Source organism: Serratia sp. FS14 (genome assembly GCF_000695995.1).
Classification (GTDB): Bacteria; Pseudomonadota; Gammaproteobacteria; order Enterobacterales; family Enterobacteriaceae; genus Serratia; species Serratia nematodiphila.
The window spans coordinates 3,077,812-3,104,149 of the sequence record NZ_CP005927.1 but is presented as its reverse complement, the minus strand read 5'-3'; the positions used below and the strand labels follow the sequence as shown (position 1 = coordinate 3,104,149).

General features: G+C 61.9%; 32 protein-coding genes and 1 pseudogene. 15 read left to right on the top strand and 18 right to left on the bottom strand.

Features of this window, described 5'->3' with window-relative positions; genetic code table 11:
• The first annotated feature begins 7 nt into the window (after positions 1–7).
• The 10 genes from fliJ to sra all read left to right on the top strand — a co-directional run bounded on the left by fliJ (position 8) and on the right by sra (position 6,476).
• The gene (gene fliJ / locus L085_RS14025) at positions 8–454 is read left to right on the top strand and encodes a flagellar export protein FliJ (RefSeq protein WP_004934783.1); all 447 of its coding nucleotides are present in this window, start codon (positions 8–10) and stop codon (positions 452–454) included.
• Complete coding sequence (locus L085_RS14020; protein WP_044031016.1) at positions 451–1,680, top strand: flagellar hook-length control protein FliK; 1,230 nt, start codon at positions 451–453, stop codon at positions 1,678–1,680. The genes fliJ and L085_RS14020 overlap by 4 nt, the downstream gene beginning before the upstream one ends.
• Before the next feature lie 165 nt (positions 1,681–1,845).
• The gene (fliL, locus tag L085_RS14015) at positions 1,846–2,331 is read left to right on the top strand and encodes a flagellar basal body-associated protein FliL (RefSeq protein WP_015378245.1); all 486 of its coding nucleotides are present in this window, start codon (positions 1,846–1,848) and stop codon (positions 2,329–2,331) included.
• Positions 2,332–2,336: 5 nt separating this feature from the next.
• Complete coding sequence (gene fliM / locus L085_RS14010) at positions 2,337–3,341, top strand: flagellar motor switch protein FliM (protein WP_004934798.1); 1,005 nt, start codon at positions 2,337–2,339, stop codon at positions 3,339–3,341.
• The gene (fliN, locus tag L085_RS14005) at positions 3,334–3,750 is read left to right on the top strand and encodes a flagellar motor switch protein FliN (protein WP_004934799.1); all 417 of its coding nucleotides are present in this window, start codon (positions 3,334–3,336) and stop codon (positions 3,748–3,750) included. Before fliM ends, fliN begins: the two co-directional genes overlap by 8 nt.
• On the top strand, positions 3,750–4,154 hold the full coding sequence (gene fliO, locus L085_RS14000) for a flagellar biosynthetic protein FliO (RefSeq protein ID WP_019452944.1): 405 nt from the start codon (positions 3,750–3,752) through the stop codon (positions 4,152–4,154). The genes fliN and fliO overlap by 1 nt, the downstream gene beginning before the upstream one ends.
• Entirely contained in the window at positions 4,151–4,912 is a 762-nt protein-coding gene (gene fliP, locus L085_RS13995) for a flagellar type III secretion system pore protein FliP (protein ID WP_004934802.1), read from the top strand. The genes fliO and fliP overlap by 4 nt, the downstream gene beginning before the upstream one ends.
• Positions 4,913–4,933: 21 nt before the next feature.
• Positions 4,934–5,203 carry a flagellar biosynthesis protein FliQ gene (fliQ, locus tag L085_RS13990; protein ID WP_004934803.1) on the top strand — a complete coding sequence of 90 codons (270 nt, stop codon included), beginning with the start codon at positions 4,934–4,936 and terminating at the stop codon, positions 5,201–5,203.
• A 2-nt stretch (positions 5,204–5,205) separates the two neighbouring features.
• Positions 5,206–5,988, top strand: coding sequence for a flagellar biosynthetic protein FliR (gene fliR, locus L085_RS13985; RefSeq protein ID WP_004934804.1), 783 nt, complete (start codon positions 5,206–5,208; stop codon positions 5,986–5,988).
• A 287-nt stretch (positions 5,989–6,275) separates the two neighbouring features.
• Positions 6,276–6,476, top strand: coding sequence for a stationary-phase-induced ribosome-associated protein (sra, locus tag L085_RS25380; protein WP_144240697.1), 201 nt, complete (start codon positions 6,276–6,278; stop codon positions 6,474–6,476).
• Between the two features lie 272 nt (positions 6,477–6,748).
• On the opposite strand, the gene flgL is transcribed toward sra, so the two are convergent.
• From flgL to flgB, 11 genes are all read right to left on the bottom strand, one after another.
• Entirely contained in the window at positions 6,749–7,708 is a 960-nt protein-coding gene (gene flgL, locus L085_RS13980; RefSeq protein WP_015378250.1) for a flagellar hook-associated protein FlgL, read from the bottom strand.
• Positions 7,709–7,767: 59 nt separating this feature from the next.
• Complete coding sequence (gene flgK, locus L085_RS13975) at positions 7,768–9,417, bottom strand: flagellar hook-associated protein FlgK (protein WP_004934814.1); 1,650 nt, start codon at positions 9,415–9,417, stop codon at positions 7,768–7,770.
• 206 nt (positions 9,418–9,623) lie between these two features.
• Entirely contained in the window at positions 9,624–10,568 is a 945-nt protein-coding gene (gene flgJ, locus L085_RS13970; protein ID WP_044031015.1) for a flagellar assembly peptidoglycan hydrolase FlgJ, read from the bottom strand.
• The gene (locus L085_RS13965; RefSeq protein ID WP_004934816.1) at positions 10,568–11,668 is read right to left on the bottom strand and encodes a flagellar basal body P-ring protein FlgI; all 1,101 of its coding nucleotides are present in this window, start codon (positions 11,666–11,668) and stop codon (positions 10,568–10,570) included. Before L085_RS13965 ends, flgJ begins: the two co-directional genes overlap by 1 nt.
• Positions 11,669–11,678: 10 nt before the next feature.
• Positions 11,679–12,380: a flagellar basal body L-ring protein FlgH gene (gene flgH, locus L085_RS13960; RefSeq protein WP_004934817.1), complete on the bottom strand. Its 702-nt coding sequence runs from the start codon at positions 12,378–12,380 to the stop codon at positions 11,679–11,681.
• Between the two features lie 83 nt (positions 12,381–12,463).
• Positions 12,464–13,246: a flagellar basal-body rod protein FlgG gene (gene flgG / locus L085_RS13955; RefSeq protein ID WP_004934819.1), complete on the bottom strand. Its 783-nt coding sequence runs from the start codon at positions 13,244–13,246 to the stop codon at positions 12,464–12,466.
• Positions 13,247–13,264: 18 nt separating this feature from the next.
• On the bottom strand, positions 13,265–14,020 hold the full coding sequence (locus tag L085_RS13950) for a flagellar basal body rod protein FlgF (protein ID WP_044031014.1): 756 nt from the start codon (positions 14,018–14,020) through the stop codon (positions 13,265–13,267).
• Positions 14,021–14,032: 12 nt separating this feature from the next.
• On the bottom strand, positions 14,033–15,256 hold the full coding sequence (gene flgE / locus L085_RS13945; protein ID WP_015378255.1) for a flagellar hook protein FlgE: 1,224 nt from the start codon (positions 15,254–15,256) through the stop codon (positions 14,033–14,035).
• A 54-nt stretch (positions 15,257–15,310) separates the two neighbouring features.
• On the bottom strand, positions 15,311–15,988 hold the full coding sequence (gene flgD / locus L085_RS13940) for a flagellar hook assembly protein FlgD (protein WP_004934824.1): 678 nt from the start codon (positions 15,986–15,988) through the stop codon (positions 15,311–15,313).
• A gap of 12 nt (positions 15,989–16,000) precedes the next feature.
• Positions 16,001–16,405: a flagellar basal body rod protein FlgC gene (flgC, locus tag L085_RS13935; protein ID WP_004934826.1), complete on the bottom strand. Its 405-nt coding sequence runs from the start codon at positions 16,403–16,405 to the stop codon at positions 16,001–16,003.
• 5 nt (positions 16,406–16,410) lie between these two features.
• A complete protein-coding gene (flgB, locus tag L085_RS13930; protein WP_044031013.1) occupies positions 16,411–16,824 on the bottom strand; it encodes a flagellar basal body rod protein FlgB in 414 nt (137 codons plus the stop codon).
• A 160-nt stretch (positions 16,825–16,984) separates the two neighbouring features.
• On the opposite strand from flgB, the gene flgA reads away from it, so the two are divergent.
• From flgA to L085_RS13905, 5 genes are all read left to right on the top strand, one after another.
• The gene (flgA, locus tag L085_RS13925) at positions 16,985–17,638 is read left to right on the top strand and encodes a flagellar basal body P-ring formation chaperone FlgA (protein ID WP_044031012.1); all 654 of its coding nucleotides are present in this window, start codon (positions 16,985–16,987) and stop codon (positions 17,636–17,638) included.
• A 129-nt stretch (positions 17,639–17,767) separates the two neighbouring features.
• A complete protein-coding gene (gene flgM, locus L085_RS13920; RefSeq protein ID WP_004934832.1) occupies positions 17,768–18,079 on the top strand; it encodes a flagellar biosynthesis anti-sigma factor FlgM in 312 nt (103 codons plus the stop codon).
• Positions 18,080–18,118: 39 nt separating this feature from the next.
• Positions 18,119–18,553, top strand: a complete 435-nt coding sequence (gene flgN, locus L085_RS13915; protein ID WP_044031011.1) for a flagellar export chaperone FlgN — start codon at positions 18,119–18,121, stop codon at positions 18,551–18,553.
• A 229-nt stretch (positions 18,554–18,782) separates the two neighbouring features.
• Entirely contained in the window at positions 18,783–19,157 is a 375-nt protein-coding gene (locus tag L085_RS13910) for a type II toxin-antitoxin system RelE/ParE family toxin (RefSeq protein WP_004934837.1), read from the top strand.
• Positions 19,150–19,452 carry a DNA-binding transcriptional regulator gene (locus L085_RS13905; protein ID WP_015378258.1) on the top strand — a complete coding sequence of 101 codons (303 nt, stop codon included), beginning with the start codon at positions 19,150–19,152 and terminating at the stop codon, positions 19,450–19,452. The genes L085_RS13910 and L085_RS13905 overlap by 8 nt, the downstream gene beginning before the upstream one ends.
• A gap of 2 nt (positions 19,453–19,454) precedes the next feature.
• Here the strand turns inward: L085_RS13905 and L085_RS13900 are convergent, their stop codons facing one another.
• The 7 genes and pseudogenes from L085_RS13900 to cheR all read right to left on the bottom strand — a co-directional run bounded on the left by L085_RS13900 (position 19,455) and on the right by cheR (position 26,316).
• Positions 19,455–19,859, bottom strand: coding sequence for a flagellar protein FlhE (locus tag L085_RS13900; RefSeq protein ID WP_044031010.1), 405 nt, complete (start codon positions 19,857–19,859; stop codon positions 19,455–19,457).
• A complete protein-coding gene (flhA, locus tag L085_RS13895; RefSeq protein ID WP_021504090.1) occupies positions 19,859–21,937 on the bottom strand; it encodes a flagellar biosynthesis protein FlhA in 2,079 nt (692 codons plus the stop codon). The genes L085_RS13900 and flhA overlap by 1 nt, the downstream gene beginning before the upstream one ends.
• A pseudogene (gene flhB / locus L085_RS13890) lies at positions 21,930–23,082 on the bottom strand (flagellar biosynthesis protein FlhB). The gene flhA and the pseudogene flhB overlap by 8 nt, the downstream one beginning before the upstream one ends.
• A 165-nt stretch (positions 23,083–23,247) precedes the next feature.
• Complete coding sequence (cheZ, locus tag L085_RS13885) at positions 23,248–23,892, bottom strand: protein phosphatase CheZ (RefSeq protein WP_004934858.1); 645 nt, start codon at positions 23,890–23,892, stop codon at positions 23,248–23,250.
• A gap of 10 nt (positions 23,893–23,902) precedes the next feature.
• Complete coding sequence (cheY, locus tag L085_RS13880; RefSeq protein ID WP_004934862.1) at positions 23,903–24,292, bottom strand: chemotaxis response regulator CheY; 390 nt, start codon at positions 24,290–24,292, stop codon at positions 23,903–23,905.
• Between the two features lie 102 nt (positions 24,293–24,394).
• On the bottom strand, positions 24,395–25,444 hold the full coding sequence (locus L085_RS13875) for a chemotaxis response regulator protein-glutamate methylesterase (protein WP_044031009.1): 1,050 nt from the start codon (positions 25,442–25,444) through the stop codon (positions 24,395–24,397).
• On the bottom strand, positions 25,444–26,316 hold the full coding sequence (cheR, locus tag L085_RS13870; protein WP_025159837.1) for a protein-glutamate O-methyltransferase CheR: 873 nt from the start codon (positions 26,314–26,316) through the stop codon (positions 25,444–25,446). The genes L085_RS13875 and cheR overlap by 1 nt, the downstream gene beginning before the upstream one ends.
• Positions 26,317–26,338: the final 22 nt, after the last annotated feature.

The window sequence follows — 26,338 nt, the reverse complement described above, 5'->3', positions numbered from 1 at the left end:
CACAGCGATGAAATCACAATCCCCCCTGATTACCCTGCGCGATCTGGCGCAGGATGCGGTGGAGCAAGCCGCGCAACAGCTTGGCCAGGTGCGGCAGGCGCAGCAGGCGGCGGAGCAGCAGCTGTCGATGCTGCTCAACTATCAGGACGAATACCGCCAGAAGCTGAATCATACGCTCTGCGACGGCATGGACAGCTCACGCTGGCAAAACTACCAGCAGTTTATCGGCACGCTGGAGCAGGCCATCGACCAGCACCGCCAGCAGCTGCTGCAGTGGGGGCAGAAAGTGGATCACGCGGTGAAGCAATGGCAAGACAAACAACAGCGGCTGAACGCTTTCGAAACCCTGCATACCCGCGCAATGAACGCGGAGCAGCAGCAGGAGAACAAACGGGATCAAAAATTGATGGATGAATTCGCTCAACGCAGCGCACAAAGGAATATCAACCCATGAATCTGAACGCCCTGCCCGGCCTGGCCTTACCCGGCGACGCCGGCGGTCTGACCGAACTGACCTCGGCGCTGGACGAAAGCCAGCTGTCGTCCGCTTTTGCCCAGCTGCTCGGCGCGCGTTTCGCGCCCGCCGCCGATGGCAAACCTCAGCCGGCCACGCTGAGCGCGGACGATGAACGCGCCCCGGCCCTGAGCCGCAACCAGCTCAATCAGCTGCTGGCCACCTTCGGCGAGCGCGGCGGCCTGTTGCCGAACCTGTCAGCCTCAGCCGACGCGCCTTCTTCTGAAGCCGTTGAAGGCGATGCGCCCGCCGCCGGCGATAAACCGGCGCAGCCGCCGATCGTCGCCGCCAAAGAGCTGGATGCCGCGACGCTGCAGGCGCTGTACGCCATGCTGCCGGCCGCGATCGTCGCTCAGGCGCAACCGGCCGAAGGCCAACGGTCGCTGCCGATGGAAAACGCTGACGAGACGACTACGCTGCAGCCCGGCAACGGCCTGCTGAACATCGCGGCGGCCGGTGATAACACCGCCGCGCACTCGTCGGCGGCCCCCGCCTCGGCGGTGACGGGCGCGAAAACGCCGGCTACCGATGGCGACAACGCTGCCGCAGCGCTCCCGCAGCCGACCAGCGGCGAACGCGCAAACGCCGCACAGCCGCTGCCGGCGAGCGATGCGCAGCAGCCGACGACGCTCAATCACGCTGTCGCCCTGGCCGCCGCCAGCCCGACGCAAACGACCGCCCCGGCCAGCGCGCTGGTGACGGCGCCGCCGGCTCCGCAGCTCAACGCGCAGCTGGGCAGCCCGGAGTGGCAGCAGGCGTTGAACCAACAGGTGCTGATGTTCCACCGCAACGGCCAGCAGAGCGCCGAGCTGCGCCTGCACCCGCAGGAACTGGGCGCCTTGCAGATCACGCTAAAACTGGACGACCAGCAGGCGCAGCTGCACATCGCCTCCGCGCACGGCCAGGTGCGTGCGGCGGTGGAAGCGGCGATGCCGCAGCTGCGGCACGCGCTGGCGGAGAGCGGTATCAACCTGGGGCAGAGCAGCGTGGGCGGCGAGTCCACCCCGCACTGGCAGCAGGCGCAACAGCAGGCTTCCAACGGCCAGGGCCGTTCCAGTTATGCTGAACATCATGGCGCTGACGGCGCAGCCGCCGAGGGCGTCAGCGCACCGGCGGCGCTGCAGCGTATGGCCAGCGCGGTCAACGGCGTCGATATTTTCGCCTGAGCCGCCGCAAACGCCCAAGCTGGCACCCATTTGCGCGTCTATTCAGGCTATTGCACGCCACAATAGACGCGATAATACCTTTACATGTCATGCGTGCGGCTTTGCCGCGCGCTATGCCCGCCGCCTCGCCGGCCGCGGGTGGAACAACAGGAATTAGATTTCGCTATGTCTCAGAACTCCCTTCCGGCAGCACCGAAACGCCCCCTTCTGGTCATCCTGCTGGTGTTGATCAGCGTCGTCGCCTGTGGCGCCGCGGGCTACAGCTGGTGGCTGCTGCAACAGCATAAAAACGGCGCCGAACCGGCCGCCGTCAAAGAACAACCGCCGGCGGCGCCGGTGTTCATGCCGCTCGACACCTTTACCGTCAACCTGGTGACGCCGGACAACAACCCGGATCGCGTGCTGTACATCGGCCTCACGCTGCGTCTGCCGGACGAAAGTACCCGCCGCCAGCTGAACGATTTTCTGCCGGAAGTGCGCAGCCGTCTGCTGATGCTGCTTTCCCGCCAGGAAGCGAGCCAGTTGGCCAATGAACAAGGGAAGCAACAGTTGGTGGCGCAGATTAAGGATGTGCTCAGCCCGCCGCTGGTTAAGGGACAACCGAAGCAGGTGGTCAGCGACGTGCTGTTCACCGCCTTCATACTGCGGTAATCACTATGGGCGATAGCATTCTTTCACAGGCAGAGATCGACGCCTTGCTCAACGGCGACAGCGCGGGTGATGAACCCGAGGCGGTGGTCGGCAAAGAGAGCGAGGTCAAGCCTTACGATCCGAACACCCAGCGCCGCGTGGTGCGCGAGCGCCTGCACGCGCTGGAAATTATCAACGAACGTTTTGCCCGGCAGTTCCGCATGGGATTGTTCAACCTGCTGCGCCGCAGCCCGGACATTACCGTCGGCCCGATCAAAATCCAGCCGTATCACGAGTTCGCCCGCAACCTGCCGGTGCCGACCAACCTGAACCTGGTGCATCTGAATCCGCTGCGCGGCACCGCCCTGTTCGTGTTCGCGCCGAGCCTGGTGTTCATCGCCGTCGATAACCTGTTCGGCGGCGACGGCCGCTTCCCGACCAAGGTCGAAGGCCGCGAATTCACCCCGACCGAACAACGGGTGATCAAGCGCATGCTGCGCCTGGCGCTGGACGCCTACGGCGACGCCTGGAGCGCCATCTACAAGATCGACGTAGAGTACGTGCGCGCCGAAATGCAGGTGAAGTTCACCAACATCACCACCTCGCCGAACGACATCGTGGTCACCACGCCGTTCCAGGTGGAGATCGGCGCGCTGACCGGCGAGTTTAACATCTGCATTCCCTTCGCGATGATCGAACCGCTGCGCGAGCTGTTGACCAACCCGCCGCTGGAAAATTCGCGGCAGGAAGACAGCCACTGGCGCGAAACGCTGGTGAAGCAGGTGCAGCACTCCGAACTGGAGCTGATCGCCAACTTCGTCGATATCCCGATGCGGCTGTCGAAAGTCCTGAAGCTGCAACCGGGCGATGTATTACCGATAGACAAGCCGGAACGCCTGATCGCCCATGTGGACGGCGTACCGGTTCTGACCAGCCAATACGGCACGTTGAACGGGCAATACGCCCTGCGTGTTGAACATTTGATTAACCCTATTTTGAATGCTCTGAGTGAGGAACAGCCCAATGAGTGATCCTAAGCAACCGTCTGGCGAAGGAAAGGAATCCGTAGACGATCTGTGGGCTGATGCGTTTAACGAGCAGCAGTCTTCAGAGAAATCCGGCGCGAGCACCGAAGGGGTGTTCAAGTCGCTGGAAGCTCAGGATGCGCTCGGCAGCCTGCAGGATATCGACCTGATCCTGGATATTCCGGTCAAGCTGACCGTGGAACTGGGGCGCACCAAGATGACCATCAAAGAGTTGCTGCGCCTGTCGCAGGGTTCGGTGGTGGCGCTGGACGGCCTGGCCGGCGAACCGCTGGATATCCTGATCAACGGTTACCTGATCGCACAAGGTGAAGTGGTGGTGGTGGCCGACAAGTTCGGCGTGCGCATCACCGACATCATCACCCCGTCCGAACGCATGCGTCGACTGAGCCGCTGATGACCGCCGCCGCGCCCGTTACCGTGCAAAGCACCCAACAACCCGCCGCGCCGGCCCTGCCGGCCGGTTCGGTGTTGATGCAGGTCAGCAGCGCGCTCGGCGGCATTCTGCTGCTGATCCTGCTGGCCGGTTGGCTGTTCCGTCGGCTGGGGTTCGCCCCGCAGGCGCGCAACAACAAACTGCTCAACCTGCGCGCCAGTTGCCAGGTCGGGCAGCGCGAACGCGTGGTAGTGGTGGAAGTCGACGACACCCTGCTGGTCTTGGGCGTCACCGCCCAGCAGATCACCCCGCTGCACACCCTGCCCGCCCCGCCGAAAGACGAAGGCGAGACCAACGCGGCGACACCGGCGGACTTCCGCCAACTGATGCAAAAAGTTCTGAAACGCCCGGAAAAATCGGCATGACCTCGACTCTTCATACCCTCGTCCGCCGTCCGGCGGTTTGGCTCCCTGCCGCCCTGCTGCTGATCAGCCCGGCGGCTTTTGCACAACTGCCGGGGCTGATCAGCCAGCCGCTGGCCAACGGCGGCCAAAGCTGGTCGCTGCCGGTGCAGACGCTGGTGCTGTTGACCTCGCTGACCTTCCTGCCCGCCATGCTGCTGATGATGACCAGCTTCACCCGCATCATCATCGTGCTCGGGCTGCTGCGCAATGCGCTGGGCACGCCGTCGGCGCCGCCGAACCAGGTGATGCTGGGGCTGGCGCTGTTCCTGACCTTCTTCATCATGTCGCCGGTGTTCGACAAGGTCTATCAGGACGCCTACCTGCCGTTCAGCCAGGACAAAATCGGGCTGGAAGTCGCGCTGGATAAAGGCGCGCAGCCGCTGCGCGAGTTCATGCTGCGCCAAACGCGCGAAACCGATCTCGCGCTGTACGCCAGACTGGCCAATCAGCCGCCGCTGGCCGGCCCGGAAGCGGTGCCGATGCGCATCCTGCTGCCCGCCTACGTCACCAGCGAACTGAAAACCGCCTTCCAGATCGGCTTTACGGTATTCATTCCGTTCCTGATTATCGACCTGGTGGTCGCCAGCGTGCTGATGGCGCTGGGGATGATGATGGTGCCGCCGGCCACCATCTCGCTGCCGTTCAAGCTGATGCTGTTCGTGCTGGTCGATGGCTGGCAGCTGCTGCTTGGCTCGCTGGCGCAGAGCTTCTATTCGTAACCCCTGACCGGAGAAAGCGAGATGACACCTGAATCGGTTATGGCGCTCGGCACCGAGGCGATGAAAGTGGCGCTGGCGCTGGCCGCCCCGCTGCTGCTGGCGGCGCTCATCAGCGGCCTGGTGGTCAGCCTGCTGCAGGCCGCCACCCAGATCAACGAAATGACGCTGTCGTTCATCCCCAAAATTCTGGCGGTAGTGGCCACCATCATCATCGCCGGCCCCTGGATGCTGAACCTGTTGCTGGACTACATGCGCACCCTGTTCAGCAACCTGCCTACCCTGATCGGCTGACCGTGCTCACTTTCGACAGCGCCCAGCTCACCGTCTGGCTCAGCCACTATTTTTGGCCGCTGCTGCGCATTCTGGCGCTGATCAGCACCGCGCCGATATTCAGCGAAAAGCAAATCAGCAAAAAGGTCAAAATCGGCCTTGGCGGGCTGATCGTCATCCTGATCGCGCCGACGCTGCCCGCCAGCAATATTCCCATCTTCTCCGCCGCCGGCCTGTGGCTGGCGATTCAGCAAATACTGATCGGCGTGGCGCTGGGGTTGACCATGCAGTTCGCCTTCGCGGCGGTGCGCCTGGCGGGCGAAGTGATCGGCATGCAGATGGGCCTGTCGTTCGCCACCTTCTTCGATCCCAGCGGCGGCCCGAACATGCCGGTGCTGGCGCGCCTGCTTAACCTGTTGGCGATGTTGCTGTTCCTCAGCTTCGACGGCCATCTGTGGCTGATTTCGCTGCTGGCTGACAGCTTCCACACCCTGCCTGTCCAAACGCAGCCGCTGAACGGCAACGGTTTCCTGGTGCTGACTCAGGTCGGCTCGCTGATCTTCATCAATGGCATGATGCTGGCGCTGCCGCTGATCTGCCTGCTGTTAACGCTCAACATGGCGCTCGGCCTGCTCAACCGCATGACGCCGCAGCTGTCGGTCTTCGTGATCGGTTTCCCGGTCACCATGACCTTCGGCATCATGACGCTGGGCATGATGATGCCGATGTTGGCGCCGTTCTGTGAGCACCTATTCGGTGAAATCTTCGATCGACTGGCGGCGGTAATCGGCGGCATGACCTTCTGAGCCCCTGCGGCCCCTTCCTTTCCCCCTCTTCCGCCTGAGACAAAATGGCAATAAAAACGCTTTCTTGGGACAAAAGCCTGAGAAACGGCTTTTATCCGGATTAAGGTTCAAATGTCTCCGGTGGCTTGAATAAATAAAACCCCGACCTAGAATAGACCCGGTAACAAAAATATCGCCACAGCGCGTGAGTCTCCGCAGCGATAATATACAACCATTAATTAGAGAAAAATAAAATAACGCAGCCACGCAGGGTTAAATGCGCGGCAGATAACTTACACCCTGAATAAATGCGTCTGGCAGCCTGCCGGCTGCAGGGCGCAGCATCGACCTTTGCTAACTACAGGAGCGACATCATGATTAAAGCGAAAAGCAACCGCAAAGCACGCCGGTTATTCGGCATGGCCCACTGGAAAAGCAACAAATTTAAAGTTGCCATCAGCGAAACGGCCGCCGGTGAAAAATGGAAAGTGGTGAAGAAAAAGAAATAGCACCGATATTTATCGTCAGGAAAATAATATCCATCGCGATTTTTCCGCCACTGACTTCAATAATGCCATTGCGCATTAAACAGGGGTGACAATCGTATTATTTCTTCCCTGATGAAAAAAAGGCGCGTCACTCAGTCAGTAGTGGGAGAACGAACGACGCGCCAAACGAGTGCGCCCGGTTTCAAGAAGCCTCCCTCCCCGCGGGGCGAAGAGGGCATTTTCTAAGCGCACTAAAGGGAAACCCGTCGCGGTCAGGCAACGGGATATTGCTCTTAACGATTCATCTGGAACAACGACATGCCCTGCATATCGCTAAAGGTTTTATACGACGCCTGCAGCGCCGCCTGCTGCATGAAATAAGACGAGATAGACTCGGCCAGGTCGGCATCCGTCAGCGCGCTCATCTGGATCTGGTTGGTCATATCGCGCTCTTTGCCGATGCTGTCCAGTTGATCCATCTCCTGTAGCTGGCTGCCCAGCTCGGCGCGCACGCTCAGCACATTGTTGTAGGAGTTGTCCAGGCCGCGGTTGGCTTTCGCCAGCGCATCGTTCACCTGCTGCTTGGTGGCCTCGTCGGCGCCCTGCAGCGGGATTTTCAGCGCGTTCAGCGCGATATCGATGCTCTCGAATACGTTGCTGACCGGTGCGCTGCCGTCCGGCTCGGGCTTCGGGTTGCTGGTCAACGACATGAACACCGCGTTGCCGGTATGGCCGATGGTCATGGTGCGGTTGGCGTCCACTTTCTGCTGAACCGTCTTGTCGCCGCCCTGATAGCTGACGGTGCCGCCGTTGTCGACGAACGGCGCCTTGTCGTTCACATACCCGCCGAACATATAGCGGCCGTTGCCGTCGGTGCTGTTGGCCTGGTTCAGCAGCTGATCTTTCAGCCCCTGCAGCTGAGTGGCCAGCGACTGGCGATCGTTATCGCTTTCCGTACCGCCGGCATTGACGATCAGCGCCTTCATGTCCGCGATGGTGGAGGTCGCGCCGGCCAAGACCGTTTCTTCCATCGACACGTTCTGACGAGCGAAGGTGCGCGCCAGCGTGTACTGGCTGTTTTCCGCCTGCGACTGCGACAACATCACCGCGCGCGACGCCGCCAGCGGATCGTCGGACGGGTTGATCACCCGCTTGCCCGAGGAAAGCTGCTCGGCCGCCTTCATGAACAGCGACTGGTTGCCCGTGATACCGTTCATGTTCTGTTGGTACATCATGCTGGTGCTCATGCGCATGCTGTGGGTTCCTTACTCTGAGCGACCGGCGCCGTTATCGGCGCCGATTAACAATGAAATCAACGAATATTCAGCAGCGCGTCGAACAGCGAGCTGGCGGTCTGAATCACCTGCGCGTTGGCCATGTAGTACTGCTGGAAACGCAGCAGTTCACCGTACTCTTCGTCAAGGTTGACGCCGGACATCGACTGCTGTTGCGCGCCCAGCTGCGTGACGATCTTGGCCTGCGAGGTGGCGATGGCCTTGGCGGCAGCGGTCTGGTTGCCGACGCCGCTGACGATGCCGGCGTAAGCGCCGCTCAGGGTCGCCTTGCCGTCCACCAGGTTTTTGGTTTGCAGATCCAGCAGCTTCTTGGCGTTTTCGTTATCGCCGCGGCCGCTGTCGTCTTTACCGGCGGCGGCGATCTTGGACGAATCGGTGATGGCCACTTTCAGATTGCCCGCCACGTCGCTGACCGGCTTCACGGTGAAGCTGTCTTTGGCCTGCGCATTGCCGTCGATGCTCACTTCCAACCCGTCGAAGTTCAGCGTCGGCTTGCCGTCGGCGCTGGTGCCCGGCGTCGCGTTGACTTTTACGTTGTCCGGCAGGCGGCTGACCTGCCAGTTGCTGCCGTCGAACTCGACGCGATAATCGTTGGCCTTCACCTTGCCGGTATCGGTGTAAGAGACCGACAGCGACGCGTCGCCGGTGTTGCGGGTGTTATCCACCACCCGGCCGCCGCTGAAGCTGAAGAAGTCGCCGCCCGCGTCGCCGTTCAGATCGAAGCCGGCGCGATGCTGTTGGTTAAAGCTGTCCGCCATCGCCAGCGCCAACTGGCCCAGCTGATTGCGCACGCCGTCCAGCGTTTCGCTGCGGAATTTCAGCACGCCGCTCAGCGTGCCGCTGGTGATCTGGCCTTCCGGCACTTCGCTGGCGCCGTTGCCGCGGTTATAGCCGATGGTCAGACGGGAAGGATCGCTGCTGGATGGCACGGCTTCCACCTGATAGGTGTTGCTGCCCTGCACCAGGGTCAAGCCGTTGGCGAAGGAGACGGTATAGGCGTCGCCGTCCTGTTGCGTGACCTGTACGCCCACCAGCTGGTTCAATTCGGTGACCAGCTGATCGCGCTGATCCAGCAACGCATTCGGCTCGCCGGCGGCGCTGCCGCGCAAACGGGTGATCTCGTCGTTCAGTTTGGCGATCTGTTGGCCGTAGCTGTTGATCTGCTGCGCCGTATCGCTGATCTGTTGATTAACGCCGTTATCCATGTCGCGCAGGAATTTGTCGGTGTTGTTGAACTGGTTCACCAGGCCGTTGGCCTTGCCCAGCACCGTCTGGCGCGCGGCGTCGTCACCGGCGTTGCTCACCAGGTTCTGCAGGTTGGTGAAGAAGTCCTGCATGTTGGTCGACAGTGGGTTGGTCTTGCTCGCCAACAGGTTGTCGATCTGTGAAATCTTCTCGTAATAGGCGTTTTGCGCCCCGAACGCACTTTGTGCGCCGCGCAGCTGGTTGGTGATGAACTGGTTGTACTCGCGGTTGACGCTGGTGACGGTCACGCCGTTGCCGATAAAGCCGCTCATGGTGGCCATGCCCCCGTTCTGCGCCAGGATCGCGGTCTGGCGGTTGTAGCCCGCCACGTTGTAGTTGGAGATGTTGTTGCTGACGGTACTGAGCGCCACCTGAGCCGCATTCAGCCCGCTCATCGCGGTATTGATTAAGCTATTGGACATCGGAATTCCTTATGCTGCGGCGCCGGCGGCCCACAGGGTTCTTAATTGAGCTGCTGAGCCTGTTCGCTCAGCCTGTTTCGGTTATCGGCAAAAATGAGAAGAACTTGAGGAAAAAAAGCGGCAACGCGCTCAGCATCCAGCCAGCCTTCGTTACCGCCTATCCCCTAAATAATTGGCGCCGCTGCGGCGTCAAGAATGACGGGGATTTAGAACAAATCTTTCAGATCGTGGGTGTAAGCTTTCACCGCCTGTTCCCCCGCGCTCTTCATCTGCTGAATCACGCTGACCAGTTTGCTGGCGTACTGCGGGTCGGTGGCATAGCCGGCGCGCTGCAGCGCATGCGCCGCCTGTTCCGGGCTGCGCGCGGCGGCCACATCGGCGTAGCGCGGGTTGTTGGTCAGCAGTTTGACGTAATCGGCGATCGCTTCGACGTACGAGCCGTAGACGCGGAACTTCGCCTTCACCTTCTTCGCCGCGCCCTGTTCGAACTCGGTGGTGGTGATCTCCGTCACCGGCCCGTTCCAGCTGCCGCCGGCCTTGATGCCGAACAGGTTGTAGCTCGGCGTGCCGTCTGAGGTCGGGATCTCGCGCTGCCCCCAGCCGGACTCCAGCGCCGCCTGCGCGACGATCAGCTGATGCGGAATGCCGCTCTGCTGGCTGGCGACCTTCGCCGGTATCGACAGGCGGGCGACGAAGTTGCCGTTGTTGAGCGACAGCGGCGCTGCGGTCGGCGGCGCTTTCGGCATCGCCCGGCGCACCATCTGCTCCAGCGCCTGGTTCGGCAGCGTTTGCAGCACCTCGTTGTCCAGCGCCATCGGCGACAGGCCCGCGGTTTCGCTCGGCACCGCGTTGGCGTTGCTCATCTGCTTGACCATCATGTCGGCCAGCCCCAGCCCTTTTTGCGACATCTGCTGGGCGATTTGCTGGTCGTACATCGAGGTATAGAGCCGCGTTTGATCGCTGCTCAATACCCCGTCCTGCGGCAAGGCGGAACGCATGCTTTTCAGCATCATCTGCACGAACATGCCTTCCACCTGCTGGGCCACCTGCTTGAGGTTGCCCTGCGGGTCGGCCGCCGCGTCGCGCTTCAGGCCGTTCAGCGCCTGGGCGTCATAGGCCGCGCCCGACATCGCCATCAGATCGCCGGCCATCAGATGATTTCCAACTTGGCGCGCAGGCAGCCGGCGCTCTGCATCGCCTGCAGGATCGACATCAGATCGATCGGCGTGGCGCCCAGCGCATTCAGCGCGCGGATCACATTGTTCAGGTTGGCGCTGGCATTCACCTTCTGCAGCGACCCACCCTGCTGTTGCACCGAGATCTGGGTGTTAGGCGTCACCACCGTCTGGCCGCCGCCAAACGGGGTCGTTGGCTGGCTGACGGTGTTCTGCCGATCGACCACCACCGACAGGTTGCCCTGGGCCACGGCGCAAGAATCGAGGATCACATCGCGGTTCATCACCACCGACCCGGTGCGCGAGTTGATGATCACTTTGGCGTCCATCGCGCCGACGTTGACGGTGATGTTTTGAATCTCCGCCAGGAAGCGCACCTGAGAGCTGTTGCCCTGCGGCACCAGCACCTGAATGGTGCGGGCGTCGAGCGGCGTCGCGGTGCCGCCGCCGCGTTGGCGGTTGATGGCGTCGCTGATCTGCTGCGCCAGCGTGAAATCCTCGTCGTTCAGCTGCAGGTTGAGCACCCCGCCGCTGCCGAAGGTGGTCGGCAACTCGCGTTCGATGGTGGCGCCGTTGCTGATGCGCCCGCCTGCCAACTGGTTGACCTGCACGCTGCTGCCGCCGGCCGCCGCGCCCGCGCCGCCCACCAGCACGTTGCCCTGCGCCAGCGCATAAACCTGGTTATCCACGCCTTTGAGCGGCGTCATCAGCAGGGTGCCGCCACGCAGGCTCTTGGCGTTGCCCATCGAAGAAACCACCACGTCGATATTCTGCCCGGCGCGCGAGAACGGCGGCAGTTTGGCGGTCACCATCACCGCCGCCACGTTTTTCAGCTGCATGTTGGTGCCCGGCGGCACGGTGATACCCAGCTGCGACAACATGTTGCTCAGGCTCTGGGTGGTGAACGGCGTCTGCATGGTCTGGTCACCGGAGCCGTCCAACCCCACCACCAGGCCGTAGCCGATCAGGGCGTTGTCTCGCACGCCCTGCACCGTCACCAGATCGCGGATGCGCTCCGCCGCCGCCGGCAAGCACACCAGCCCGACGCACAGCGCGATAAACCATTTTTTCAGCATCAGTCAATCCTTAGAACGGTGAAACATTTAAGAAGAAGCGCTGCAGCCAGCCCATGGTCTGCGCCTCGTTGATATAGCCATTGCCGACGTATTCGATACGCGCGTCCGCCACCTGCGTCGAGGTGACCGAGTTGTTGCCGCTGATGGTGCGCGGGTTGACGACGCCGGAGAAACGAATGAATTCGGTGCCCTGGTTGATGGCGATCTGCTTTTCCCCCACCACGTGCAGGTTGCCGTTGGCCAGTACCTGGTTGACCGTCACCGTAATGGTGCCATTGAAGGTGTTGTTGGCGTTGGCGCCGCCCTTGCCGCCGAAGGTGCTGTCGCCGGAAATGTCCATATCGGCGCGCGCATTGCCCAACAGGCCGTCGAGGTAACGCGGCGAGGTGGCGACGCCGAACTTGCTGGCGCCGTTGCGGCTGGCGTTGGCGGAGGAGCTTTTGCTGGCGCTGACGTTTTCCTGCAGCACGATGGTCAGGGTGTCGCCGACGTTGCGCGGCCGGCGGTCTTCGAACAGCGGCTGATAGCCGTAGTTCATCGGCTGCACCGTCTGGAAGATTGAGCCGTTCGGCATCGGCGCGCTGGCCGGCGCGGGCTGCGCCGTGGTCGCGCCGTCCACCAGCGGTTTATGCGGAATATAAGCGCAGCCGCTCAGCGTCAGCATCACCATTCCCGCCAGCCAGCGTTGTCCCTGCCGCGGCAGGATTGCCATCGAATATGTGGTTACCACGGGTATCGCCTTTGTTTCACGAAAGAGAATGACGGGCGCGGCATGCCGGGCCCGTCAAGGACAGATTACAGTTGCGTCAGCTTTTGCAGCATCTGATCGGAGGTCGATACCGCTTTGCTGTTGATCTCATAAGCGCGCTGAGTCTGGATCATGTTGACCAGCTCTTCCGCCACGTTGACGTTGGAGGTCTCCACGTAGCCCTGATACAGCAGACCGGCGCCGTTCAGCCCCGGCGTGCTCTCGTTCGGCGCGCCCGAGCTTTCGGTTTCCTGATACAGGTTCTCGCCCACGCTCTCCAGACCGCTGTCGTTGACGAACGTGGTCAGCGTCAGTTGGCCCACCTGCTGAGCGGCGGTTTGCCCCTGCTGGGTAACGCTGACGATGCCGTCGCGGCCGACGGTGATGGACAGCGCGTTCGCCGGAATGGTGATCGCCGGCTGCACCTGGAAACCGCTGGAGGTGACCAGCTGGCCGTTCTGATCGATCTGGAACGACCCGTCGCGGGTGTAAGCCTGGGTGCCGTCCGGCAGCATCACCTGGAAGAAACCCTGCCCCTTGATGGCGACGTCTTTGCTGTTGTTGGTCTGCGACAGGTTGCCCTGGCTGTGCAGGCGCTCGGTCGCCACCGGGCGCACGCCGGTGCCGATCTGCAGACCGGAAGGCAGCGTAGTCTGCTCGGAGGACTGCGCGCCCGGCTGACGCATGGTCTGGTACAGCAGATCTTCAAATACCGCACGCTGGCGCTTGAAGCCGTTGGTGCTGACGTTCGCCAGGTTGTTGGCGATCACGTCCATGTTGGTCTGCTGCGCGTCCAGACCGGTTTTGGCAATCCATAAGGATGGAATCATCGGTTATTTCCTTGCTGCTTAGCTCACTGAGAGCAGTGAGTTGGCACGCTGTTCGTTTTCATCCACGCTGTGGATGACCTTCATTTGCATTTCAAAACGGCGGGCGTTGGCGATCATGTCAACCATGGTCTCCATCGGCTTGACGTTGCTGCCTTCCAGCACCCCGGGCATCACCCGCACCTGCGGATCGTTTTGCAACTGATTGCCGCGCAGCTGTTGGGTTTCCGGCGTCAGGCGGAACAGCCCGTCGTCACCGCGCATCACTTCGCGCGCATCGGCCTTCACCAGCTTCAGGCGGCCAATCTGCGCGATGGTGTTCGGCGGATCGCCGGCGTTCAGCGCCGAAATGGTGCCGTCGGCCGCGATGGTGATCTCCGCCGACGGCGGCACCTCGATCGGCCCGCCGTCGCCCATCAGCGGCATCCCCTGCACCGTCAACTGCCCAGTGGAGGAAATCTGAATGTTGCCGTTGCGGGTGTAAGCTTCACCGCCGCCCGGCAGGCTCACCGCCAAAAAACCATCCTGCTGCAGCGCCACGTCCAGCGGGCGCGCCGTGTAGTTCAGCGCGCCCTGGCTCATGTCGGCGCCCGGCGTCGAGGCACTCACCAAGGTGCGTGTCGCCAGGCTCGGACCGTCGACCGGCACCGCGCGCAGCGCGGCGAGCTGGGCGCGAAAGCCCGGCGTCGACGCATTGGCCAGGTTGTTGGCGGTAATGGATTGCTGCTCCAGCGTTTGGCGAGCCGCGCCCATCGCGGTATAAATCGCGTGATCCATAACTCGGCCCTATTAGCGCAGGCTAACCAGCGTCTGCAGGATGGAGTCCTGCGTCTTGATGGTCTGGGCGTTGGACTGGTAGTTACGCTGTGCGACGATCATGTTCACCAGCTCCTGGCTCAGATCGACGTTGGAAGACTCCAGCGCGCCGCTGGTCAGCTTACCGAAGCCGCCGCCGCCCGACAGACCAACGCGTGGCTGGCCGGACGCGCCGGTTTCCTGCCAAACGTTATCGCCCTGCGACGCCAGCCCTTCCGGGTTGGAGAAGTTGGCCATGACGATCTGACCCAGCACCTGGGTCTGCTGGTTGGAGTAGATGCCCACCACTGTGCCGTCGTTGTTGATCTGGAAGTTGGTGTATTCACCGGCGGCATAGCCGTCCTGCGCCACCTTGCTCACCGAGTCGCTGCCTACGTTCTGCTGCATGCTGCCGGCGAAGCTCAGGGTGAAGTTTTGCGCCGGCGCGCCGTCTTTGGCGGTCATCGGGATCACCATGCTGAACTCGCCCGGCGCGCCGTTGGTGCTGGTGGTTTTCACCAGATTACCGCTGGTGCTGAACTCCATGGTGCCGGCGTTCACTGGCGCCGCGCTGCCGTCCTGGGTGTAGACCTGCCACTTGTTGTCTTCGGTCTTCACAAAGTAAGCGTTGATGTTGTGCGCATTACCCAGCGAGTCGTAAGCGGTGATGGTGTTGACGTAGTTGTAGCTGTCCTGCTTGGTCGGATCGAAGGTCTTGTTTTCCGGCACTTTATGGGTGGACTTCAGGTTGGCCACCATCTCGCCGGAGGTGGACGCCTTGGCGTTCATCATGCCTTCGGGAATGCTCAGCGGCACCGGGTTGGCGCCCTGCTGGATGGTCGGTGGGGAACCGGCCGCCGGGTAACCGGTCAGCTGCAGGCCCTGCATGTTGGTCAGGTTGCGGTTCTCGTCCAGTTTGAACTGGCCGTTGCGGGTATAGAAGATGCCACCGTCTTTATCCTGCATGCGGAAAAAGCCGTTGCCGTTGATGGCCACATCCAGCGCGCGGCTGGTGCCGGTGGTGGTGCCGCCCTTGAAGTTCTGGGTGATGCCGGACACTTTGACGCCCAGCCCGACCTGCGAACCGGCGAACATGTCGGCAAAGGAGACGCTGCCGGATTTGAAGCCCGCGGTTGCGGAGTTGGCGATGTTGTTACCGATCACGTCCAGGTTGGTTGCTGCCGCGTTCAAGCCGCTGACTGCCTGAGAAAAGGCCATGTTATTCTCCGAATAGTGGTCAGGCTATCGTCCGATTGAGCCTGATGCTTAGGGTTATAAGATCTGTCGCACGTCTTCCAGGGTGGCGTTGCCCGCCAGGCCGAGATCCAGCTTGGCGCCGTTGCCGTCGCGGATCACGCCATTCACCAGCCCGAAGTGCAGGCTGCGCGCCACCAGCTGCTCGCCGTTGCCTTTGGCGTTAATCGCCACTTTGTAGGCGCCGTCGGGCGCGGTGGAGCCGTCATCCAGCGAGCCGTCCCAGGTGAAGGCGTGCACGCCGGCGGTCAGGCCGCCAATTTCAATGGTGCGCACCACCTGCCCACTGGCGTTGGTGATGGTGGCGGTCACCTGATCGGCGGCGCGCTCCAGTTCAACGCCGAACGGCGTGGTGCTGACCTTGCCGTCCTTGCTGCCGACCAGAATATTGTTGCCCGGCACCATCACGCCGTGACCGATCAGCGCAGTGGCCTGCAGCGACTGGTTGCTGTTGATCTGGCCGGAGATCGACCCCAGCGTGGTGTTAAGCTTTTCGATACCCTGAACGGTGTTGATCTGCGCCAGCTGCGACGTCAGCTCGTTGTTCTGCATCGGATTGGTCGGATCCTGGTTTTTCAACTGCGCCACCAGCAGCGTCAGGAAGCTGTTGTGCAGATCCTGGCTGTTGGTGGTCTTGCTGTTGTTACCGATGACGGTGTTGTCCAACGACTCGTTGGTGGTTGCGGCGATAGCCATGGAAATCTCCGGTTACTGACCCAGCGTCAGGGTTTTCATCATCATCGACTTGGTGGTGTTGAGCACCTCGACGTTGGCCTGGTAGCTGCGGGAAGCGGAGATGGTGTTGACCATTTCCCCCACCACGTCGACGTTCGGCATGCGCACATACCCCTTGGCGTCCGCCAGCGGGTTGCCCGGCTGATACACCAGGCGCTCGGGCGCCGGATCGTCCACCACCTGGGCGACGCGCACGCCGCCGGTCGGCTGCCCTGGCGCCGCCGCGACCTGGAACACCACCTGCTTGGCGCGGTAAGGTTCACCGTCCGGGCCGGTCACGCTGTCGGCGTTGGCCATGTTGCTGGCGCTGACGTTCATGCGCTGGGATTGCGCCGATAACGCCGAGCCGGAGATATCAAAAATATTCAGTAAAGACATGCGCCTTATCCTTGTTGCAGCACGGACATCATCCCTTTGATCTGCCCGTTGAGCAGCGTCAGGTCGGTCTGATATTTCAGGCTGTTATCGGCAAAGTTGGTGCGTTCGCGATCCATGTCCACCGTATTGCCGTCCATCGACGGCTGGTCCGGCACTCGGAACAGCAGATCAAGCTGTGGCGGCTGCATGGTCTGCGCCGGGATGTGGCGCGCCGCCGTCAGGTTCAGCGCCATGCCGTTGCCGCTGACGCGCCCCTGCTCCAGCACTTTGTTCAATTGGCTGGCGAAATCGATATCTCGCGCCTGATAACCCGGTGTGTCTGCGTTGGCGATGTTGGCGGCCAGAATTTCCTGCCGCTGGGCGCGCAAGTTCAGCGCCTCTTGGCCAAAGCGCAGAGCCGCGTCCAGTTTGTCGAGCATGCTCCCTCCGCGAGGTTAGAATTTGGAGTCGACAGCATAAACGCCCCCTGCGCCACCCTATCGCGGGAATAAACGCAAAATGGGGCGCTATTTATCTGCTTAGCCTGCGCGCGCTGCGGGTACACTTACGCGTATCCCGATGAAGCTTGAGAAGATGACGATGAAAGGTAAAATGCTGCTGCTTATCGGCCTGCTGTGCAGTCTGAACGCGCGCGCCGACGATCTGGCGACGCAAATCGAAAGCTTCATCCAAGGCAAGTTCAGCGGCGAACCGGTACAGGTAAAAGTGCGGGTGCGCACGCCGCCGAACCAATGGCCCGCTTGCGAACTGCCGCAGCTGTCGCTGTCGCCCAACGCGCGGATCGGCGGCAACGTCAGCATTTCGGCGCTCTGTGGCCAGGAGCGGCGTTTTATCCAGACGCAGGTGCAGGTGTTCGGTCGCTATCTCGTGTCGGCGCGCGGCATCAGCGCCGGCAGCCGGTTGACGGCGGCGGATCTGGCGTTGAAACAGGGCCGGCTCGATACCCTGCCGCCGCGCGCGCTGACCGAAGCGGGCAAAGCGTTAGGCGCCGTCAGCCTGCGCAACATCAGCCCCGGTCAGCCGCTGACCCTCGCCATGCTGCGCCGCGCCTGGATTATCAAGGCTGGGCAACCGGTGCAGGTCAACGCACAGGGCGAAGGATTCAGCATCAGCGGTGCGGGTAAGGCGATGAACAACGCCGCCGCCGAAGACAGCGTGCGGGTACGCATGGCCTCCGGGCAGATCGTCAGCGGCGTGGTCGGGGACGACGGCGCGATCCGCATTACGTTATAAAAAAGTAAAGGTTCCGCCAACCTTGCCGATAAGACAAATCAAGCAGCATTTTATTGGCCACCAGGGCCGCAACACTTTCATTGCAGCGTCGTCGCCCGCGAGCGGCGACGGCGTAAACGGAGATGGACCATGAGTATCGATCGCACCCAGCGGTTACAGCCGGTTTCCACTGTGCAACCGCGTGAAACCCCGGCCGACAACCCGCTCCAGCCGCGCAAGGCCGCCGTGGCCGAAACCGCCGTCAGCGGCACGCAGGTCAAACTGAGCGAGGCGCAGGCGCGCCTGATGCAGCCGGGCACCCAGGATATCGATATGGGTCGGGTCGAGGCCATCAAACAGGCGATCCGCAACGGTGAACTGAAGATGGACGCCGGCAAAATCGCCGATGCGCTGCTGCAAGACGCGCAGAGCGATGTTCAATGGATCGCCGGACGCGACTGACAGCACGCGGCGAATAGCGGTAAAGGATAAGTCATTACTATGGAAAAGCTGGCACAACTGCTGGATAAACTGTTGGAAACGTTGCAGGCGCTCAATGGTGTGCTGGAGGAAGAGCACGACTTGCTGTGCTCCGGCCAGTTGCCGGGCGTGGCCTTGCAGCGCGTCACCGATGCCAAAAGCCAACTGCTGGCGACGGTCGCTTATCTCGAGCAACAGCGCCTGGGGCAGGAAAAAACCTGCGGGCAACGCGCGCCCTATGCCAGCCAAGCGTCCCTGGCCGATCGTTGGCAGCGCGTTCAATTGCTGAGCCAAACGCTGCGCGAAAAGAACCAGCACAACGGTCTGCTGCTCAATCAGCAGATCGACCATAACGCTCAGGCGCTGGCCATCCTCAGTAAAAACAACAAATCGCTGTATGGCCCGGACGGCCAGTCGCACGCCGGCAGCCTGCTCGGCAGAAAAATCGGCGTTTGACCTGACTCATTTGCCCGGTGAGCCTATCACCGGGCATGCGTTCACCGGCTTCTGCGCATCCCGTCGCATTTTCTCCCTATCACTCTTTGAATTCACTTAAGGCTTTGCGTCAGGCTGCGCATGGCGTGAATTTGGCTGTTTCTTTCTCTTTGGCCTCTTGTCACCCTGTGGTTATTTTTAAACCACTTGAAATATACCCTTAGAGGGTATAGATTCGCAGGGAGAGCGAATGGCCGACATTTATCTCACCAAAACCTTTCAGGGTTTTGCCGCACGCGAGCGCATTAGCGACGCCACGATAGTGAAAGCGGCGCGAGAGATGCAACATCAGCTGTACGATGCCAATCTTGGCGGTTGCGTATACAAAAAGCGCATCGCTCGGGCTGGTGCGGGCAAACGTGGCGGCTATCGGGTACTGATCGTTTTTCGCGATGAAGACCGCCTGTTTTTTATGCGCGGCTTTGCCAAAAGTGAGAGAGAAAACATCAGTGCGGATGAGTTACAAGGATTGAAACATCTGGCTGCGCTGTATCTGGATTATTCGCCATTCAGACTCTACCAGCTGGTCAACAACAAGGAATTACGGAGGCTAAGCGATGAGTAAAATTCTTGCCGAGATCCACCAGGAAGTTCAGGGCCTGCATCGCGCCGGTTTCGTCGATGACGTGACCATGCGCACCTTCGACATGCTGTGTCTGCGGCCGGTGAAACAGTTCGGGCCGGCCGAGATCCGCGCGCTGCGCGAACGGGAAAACGTCAGTCAGCCGGTGTTTGCGCTGTATCTCAACGTCAGCAAAAAAGCGGTGCAGAAATGGGAGCGCGGCGAAGCGCAACCGAACTCCGCCGCGATGAAACTGCTGACGCTGGTGGAACGCAACGGCCTGCAAATTCTGGCCTGATGTTACTGATAATTGACGATCACCTGATTGCCAATCACACGCAGCGGCGGATTCAGCCCGCCTTGCGACTGCACGTAATAGACAAAGCGCAATTCCGCATTGGCCGGCTCGCCCTGCAGACCATTGCTGCTGCCGCTGCCGCCGCCCAGCGGAATGCAGCGGTTTACCGTGCAGAGCTGCACCTGCAGGCCCACCGGTTCCGGCCCCAGCAAACGATAGCGCCAGCTGACGCTGGTGATGCGCGCATGGGCATCCGGCAGCGCGTTCGGCGGCCGCAAAGCAGCGGATTCATCGCGCATCCCGCCCTGTTCCAGCGTGACCCCCGCCCCTTCAGCCACCCAGGAGCCGGACACCGCGCCGGCGGCGAGCGGAGCCAGCAAACAAAATACGAACAGACAGCGTTTCATCAGGCCGCTCCGATGGTCGAGGTCATGCGAATCTGGCGATCGTCGTTGATCTCCAGATTGGACAGCACCACGATCTGCGGCAGGCTGCGACGCAGGAAGCGCGCCAGCAAGGCCCGCAGCGCATGGTTGACCAGCAGCACCGGCGGCGCGCTGAGCATTTCTTGCCGCTGCAACGCCTGGCGTGCCTGATCCAACAGACGATCGGCCAGCCCCGGCTCCAGGCCGCCGCCGCCCTGCAACGCCTGCAGCAACAGACGCTCTAACTGGGTATCCAGGCCGATAACCTGAATCTCGCCGTTGCCCGGGAACCACTGCTGCGTGATCGCCCTGCCCAGCGCCACTCGCACCACGGTGGTCAATTCATAAGGATCGCTCTGCGCCGGGGCGTGTTCCGCCAGCGTTTCGACGATGGTGCGCATATCGCGAATGGAAACGCGCTCGGCGAGCAGATTTTGCAGCACTTTGTGCAGCGTCGTCAGCGACACCACGCCCGGCACGAAGTCTTCGGTCAGCTTCGGCATCTCCTGCGACACGCGATCCAGCAGCTGCTGAGTTTCCTGGCGGCCAAACAGCTCGCTGGCGAACTGGCCGATCAGGTGATTGAGGTGTGTCGCCACCACGGTGCTGGCCTCCACCACGGTAAAGCCCTGGATCTGCGCCTGCTCGCGCAAGGCGCTGTCGATCCATACCGCCTCGAGCCCAAAGGCCGGATCGACGGTTTTGTCTCCCGCCAGCTCGCCTACGGCATTGCCGGGGTTGATCGCCAGCCAGCGGCCCGGCTGCGCTTCACCGCTGCCGATCTCGACGCCTTTCATCAGGATACGGTAGCTGGCAGGCGGCAGTTCCAGGTTGTCGCGAATGTGCACCACCGGCGGCAGATAGCCCATGTCCTGGGCGAATTTCTTGCGGATGCCGCGGATACGGCCCAGCAGTTCGCCGTTCTGCTGAAAATCGACCATCGGAATCAGCCGGTAGCCCACCTCCATCCCCAGCGGATCTTCCAACTGCACGTCGGCCCAGCTGGCTTCGGCGGCCTGCGGATTCTCCGGCATCACCGGATCTTCCACCGTTTTCGGCGCCTGTTGTTCACGGCCGCGCAGCCACCAGGCGAGGCCCAACAGAGCCGCGGTAAACAGCAGGAACACCAGGTTCGGCATGCCCGGCACCAGGCCCAGCAGCCCCAGCACCCCGGCGCTCAGCAGCATCACGCGCGGATTGTTGAACAGCTGGCCCACCATCTGCTCGCCGACGTCCTGATCGGTCGCGACGCGGGTGACGATGACGCCGGCGGCGGTGGAGATCACCAATGCCGGGATCTGCGCCACCAGGCCGTCACCGATGGTCAGCAGCGTATAGCTTTCCGCCGCCGCCCCCAGCTCCATGCCGTGTTGCACCACGCCGACCAACAGGCCGCCGACTACGTTCAGCACCATGATCATCAGGCCGGCGATGGCGTCGCCGCGCACGAATTTACTGGCACCGTCCATCGAGCCGTAAAAGTCGGCCTCCTGGGTCACTTCGGCGCGGCGTTTCTTCGCTTCGTCTTCACCGATCAGGCCGGCGTTCAGATCGGCGTCAATCGCCATCTGTTTGCCCGGCATGCCGTCCAGCACGAAACGCGCGCCCACTTCGGCGATACGCCCCGCACCTTTGGTGATGACCATAAAGTTAATCAGCACCAGGATGATGAACACCACGATGCCGATGGCGAAGTTGCCCCCCACCAGGAAGTGGCCGAAGGCTTCCACCACGCGGCCGGCGGCGGCGGAACCGGTGTGCCCCTCCAGCAAGATGATGCGCGTCGACGCGACGTTGAGCGACAAACGCAGCAGCGTGGAGAACAGCAGGATGGTCGGGAAGGCGGCGAATTCGAGCGTGCGCTGGGTGAACATCGCCACCAGCAGCACCATGATCGACAGCGCGATGTTGAAGGTAAACAGCAGGTCGAGGATAAACGCCGGCAACGGCAACACCATCATCGACAGGATCAGCAGGATCAGCACCGGGCCGGCCAGCACCTGCCACTGCGTATCTTTAAAATTGCCCGGCAAACGAAGCAGGGAGGCCAAATTAGCCATCAGAGTCACTCTCTCTTGCAAAATCCAGTGCTTCCGGCACCGGTAAACGTTCAGGTTTTTTCGGGATCAGGCCGCCCTCGCGCCGCCAGCGGCGCAGCTGGTACACCCAGGCCAGCACCTCGGCGACCGCGGCATACAGGGTGGCCGGAATATGCTGGCCGATCTCGCTGTGCCGATACAGCGCGCGCGCCAGCGGCGGCGCCTCCAGCATCGGGATGCGGTGTTCCGCGCCGAGTTCGCGAATGCGCAAGGCGATTTCGCCGGCCCCTTTGGCCAGCACTTTCGGCGCACTCATTTTTTWGTCGTTGTACTGCAACGCGACGGCGTAGTGCGTCGGGTTGGTGACGATCACGTCCGCCTTGGGCACGTCGGCCATCATGCGGCGCCGGGCGATCGCCCGCTGCTGCTGACGAATGCGCCCCTTGACGTGCGGGTCCCCTTCCTGGTCTTTGAACTCGTCGCGGATATCCTGCTTGGTCATCTTCAGCTTTTTGAAATGGCTCCACAGCTGATAGAACACGTCGAACGCCACCATCGGCGTCAGCCCCAGCACCACCAGAAAACCGCAGAACAGGATCATCTGCAGCGCATTGCCCAGCGCATCGAGCGGCTGCTGGGTCATCAGATGCAGCATTGCCGCCCAGTTGTGCCACAGATAGAGGCCGGTCACCCAACCGACCAGCGTCGCTTTCAGGATCCCTTTCAGCAGCTCGGCCAGCACCTGGCTGGAAAAGATGCGCTTCAACCCGGATAACGGGTTCAGCCGCTTCAAATCGAACTTGATCGACTTGCCGCTGAACAAAATGCCCCCCAGCAACATCGGCGCGGCGAGCGCCACCAGCACCAGCCCCGCCATGATCGGCAGCAGCGCCAGCACCGCCTGGCGCAGCAGCATGCCCAATTGGCGCAGCATCTGTTTATCGTTGCTGACCATGCCGTGATCGAAGTTCAGACCTTGCGTGAGCATCGCCGCCAGCTGTTGCGCCATGTTGCTGCCGGACATCAGGATAATCGCCAAGCCCGAGAGCAGCATCAGTACCGAGGTCAGCTCGCGCGAGCGCGGGATCTGGCCGTCTTCACGCGCCTTCTCCAGCCTGTGGGGCGTGGGGGCCTCGCTTTTTTTCCAGATCGCTGTCTTCAGCCACGAAACGCCGTTCCTGTGTCGGGAGGGTAAAGAATGGCGGTCAGCATGCCAAAAAATTGGCGATGTCATTGGGGGAACAACGGGGAAAAAGGCGGGTTATTTAGGGGATGAGACCAAAACGACGTGGCTTGTTGTCGGGGCGCGCCGTCGCGCGCCCCGAAAGGCCTCAGAAACCGAGGCTGTCGAGCAGATCGTCGACCTGCGCCTGATTGGCGATCACGCCGACGCCGTTCTGGTCGAGCTGCGGACCGTTCAGCAGGCTGTCGTTCGGCCGTTTTTCCTTCACCGGCTGCTCCGGCATGTTTTCCATCAGCACCATCAGCAGCTGCTTTTCGATCTCCTGCACCACGTCCATCATGCGCTTGATCACCTGACCGGTCAGATCCTGGAAGTCCTGCGCCATCATGATCTCCAGCAGCTGGGCGTTGGTGAAAGCCGTATGGCCCGGCACCTGATCCAGATACTGGCGCGTGTCGTTGACCAGAGAACGCGCGTCGTCCAGTTCGATGGGATTGGCGAACCACTCGTCCCAGCGCCCTTTCAACGCGTTGGCGCCGGATTCCAGCTCCGCCTGGCGCGGTTGCGCCGCCTCCACGCAGTTCAACGCCCGTTCCGCCGCCTGCGCCGTCATGGTTACGACATAGTCAAGACGGTCGCGCGCATCCGGGATCGCCTCTGCCGCCTGGGCGATCGCCTGATCGAGCCCCAGTTCGCGCATGCTGTCGCGCAGCATTCGGGTCAGTTGGCCGATGCGGGAGATGATCTCTCCCGCGGTCGCTGCATCGCTGGCAGGCATTGGAATGTCTCTCATCGCCCTCTCCTTACATGCCCAATTTTTCAAAAATCTTGTTGAGCTTTTCTTCCAGCGTCGCCGCCGTAAATGGTTTTACTACATAACCGCTGGCGCCGGCCTGCGCCGCCGCGATGATATTTTCTTTCTTGGCTTCCGCGGTCACCATCAGTACCGGCATCGCGGCCAGCGCGCTGTCGGCGCGGATGGTTTGCAACAGCTCAAGCCCGTCCATGTTCGGCATGTTCCAGTCGGACACCACGAAGTCGAAACCGCCGGCGCGCAGCTTGTTCAGCGCATCCGCGCCGTCTTCAGCTTCTTCGACGTTGTTGAAGCCCAGCTCTTTGAGCAAATTTCTGACGATGCGGCGCATGGTAGAAAAATCGTCCACAACCAGAAATCTGAGGTTCTTGTCTGCCATTGTTACTCCTGAAATAGTTAACCGTTTAATGATGCAACACCGCAGGCCGCCGCACGGCGAACCTGGGTCATATCGCCGCCGGGAAGACCCCGCGGACTGAAATCAAATGCGCAATGCCTGGCCACCGGCGATCTGCGCCAGCATTCGCTGGCTTATTCTGTCCAGCTCGACCACTTCGCTGACGCCGCCGCTGGCGATCGCCTCGCGCGGCATGCCGAACACCACGCAGCTCGCCTCGTTCTGCGCCAGGGTATAGGCCCCGGCGCGGTGCATCTCCAGCATCCCCGCCGCACCGTCGTTGCCCATGCCGGTGAGGATCACCCCCACCGCATTGCGGCCGGCGTATTGCGCCACCGAGCGGAACAGCACGTCGACCGAGGGGCGATGGCGGTTGACCGCCGGGCCGTCATGCAGCTTCACCTGATAGTTGGCGCCGCTGCGCGTCAGCTCCAGATGGCGGTCCCCCGGCGCGATATAGGCGTGGCCCGGCAGCACGCGCTCGCCGTCCTCCGCTTCTTTCACCGTGATCTGGCACAGCTTGTTCAGCCGCTCGGCGAACGAACGGGTGAAACCCGGCGGCATGTGCTGGGTGATCAGCAGCGCCGGGCTGGTGGCCGGCAGCGGCTGCAGCACCTGGCGGATCGCTTCGGTGCCGCCGGTGGAGGCGCCGATGGCGATCAGTTTTTCACTGCTCAGCAGCGGCGCATGGCTGAGGATCGCCGGCGCCGGGCTGCTGGAGCGCTGAGGCAGGCGCGCTCTGGCCGCGGTGCGGATCTTCTCGGCAATCAGCTCGCTGTAGGCCAACATGCCCTCGCGAATGCCGAGTTGCGGTTTGGTGACGAAATCCACCGCGCCCAGTTCCAGCGCGCGCAGCGTGATTTCCGAGCCTTTGCCGGTCAGCGAAGAGACCATCACCACCGGCATCGGCCGCAGGCGCATCAGCTTCTCGAGGAAATCCAGCCCGTCCATGCGCGGCATCTCGACGTCCAGCGTCAGCACCTGAGGATTAAATTTTTTGATCAGATCGCGCGCCACCAGCGGATCCGGCGCGGTCGCCACCATTTCCATGTCGGCATGGCCGTTCACGATTTCCGTCATCAGCTGGCGCATCAGTGCCGAATCGTCTACGCATAACACTCTGATTTTACTCATTACCTCTCCTTGGTCAGCCCATACACGGTCTGCCCACGCAAGTAGAAATCCCGGCTGATCTGGCTGAAATTCTCGGAGTGGCCGGCGAACATCAGCCCCCCCGGCTTAAGCAAGGGAACGAAGCGGCGCAGGATGCGCTCCTGCGTCGCCTTATCGAAATAGATCATGACGTTGCGGCAAAAAATGGCGTCGAATTGCCCCGGCAGCGCCCACTCCGGCGCCAGCAGATTCAGCGGCTGAAAGTTCACTCGCGCCGCCAACTCCGGCCGCACGCGCACCAGCCCCTGATGCGGACCGGTGCCGCGCAGAAAATAGCGCTGCATTTGGGTCGGCGTCAGGGTGCGCAGATCTTCCTGGCGGTAAACGCCCGCCTCCGCTTTTTCCAGCACCTGCGTATCGATGTCGCTGGCCCAGACCTGGCAACTGCCGGCACGCTGCCCCAGGGCATCGCTCAGCGTGATGGCGATCGAATACGGCTCTTCGCCGGTCGAGGCCGCGGTGCTCCAGACGCTGTAGCCGTTCGGCCGCGAGCGCGCATGCTCCGCCAGGATCGGGAAGTGATGCGCCTCGCGGAAAAATGCCGTCAGGTTGGTGGTCAGCGCGTTGATGAACGCCTGCCACTCCGCGCTGTTCGGATCGCTTTCCAGCAGCGCCAGATAATCGCCGAAATCGTGCAATCCCAGCAGCCGCAACCGGCGCACCAGGCGGTTGTAAACCATCTCGCGCTTATGCTCCGCCAGCACGATGCCGGCGCGTTGATAAATCAACTGGCTGATACGGCGAAAATGCACGTCCGACAGCGGCAGGCGCTGCACCATTTGCGTCAACATCGACGCAGTATCCCGGTTAGAAGTTGACGGCGCCTGTTTCATGCCGCCTCACCGGAGTAAAACG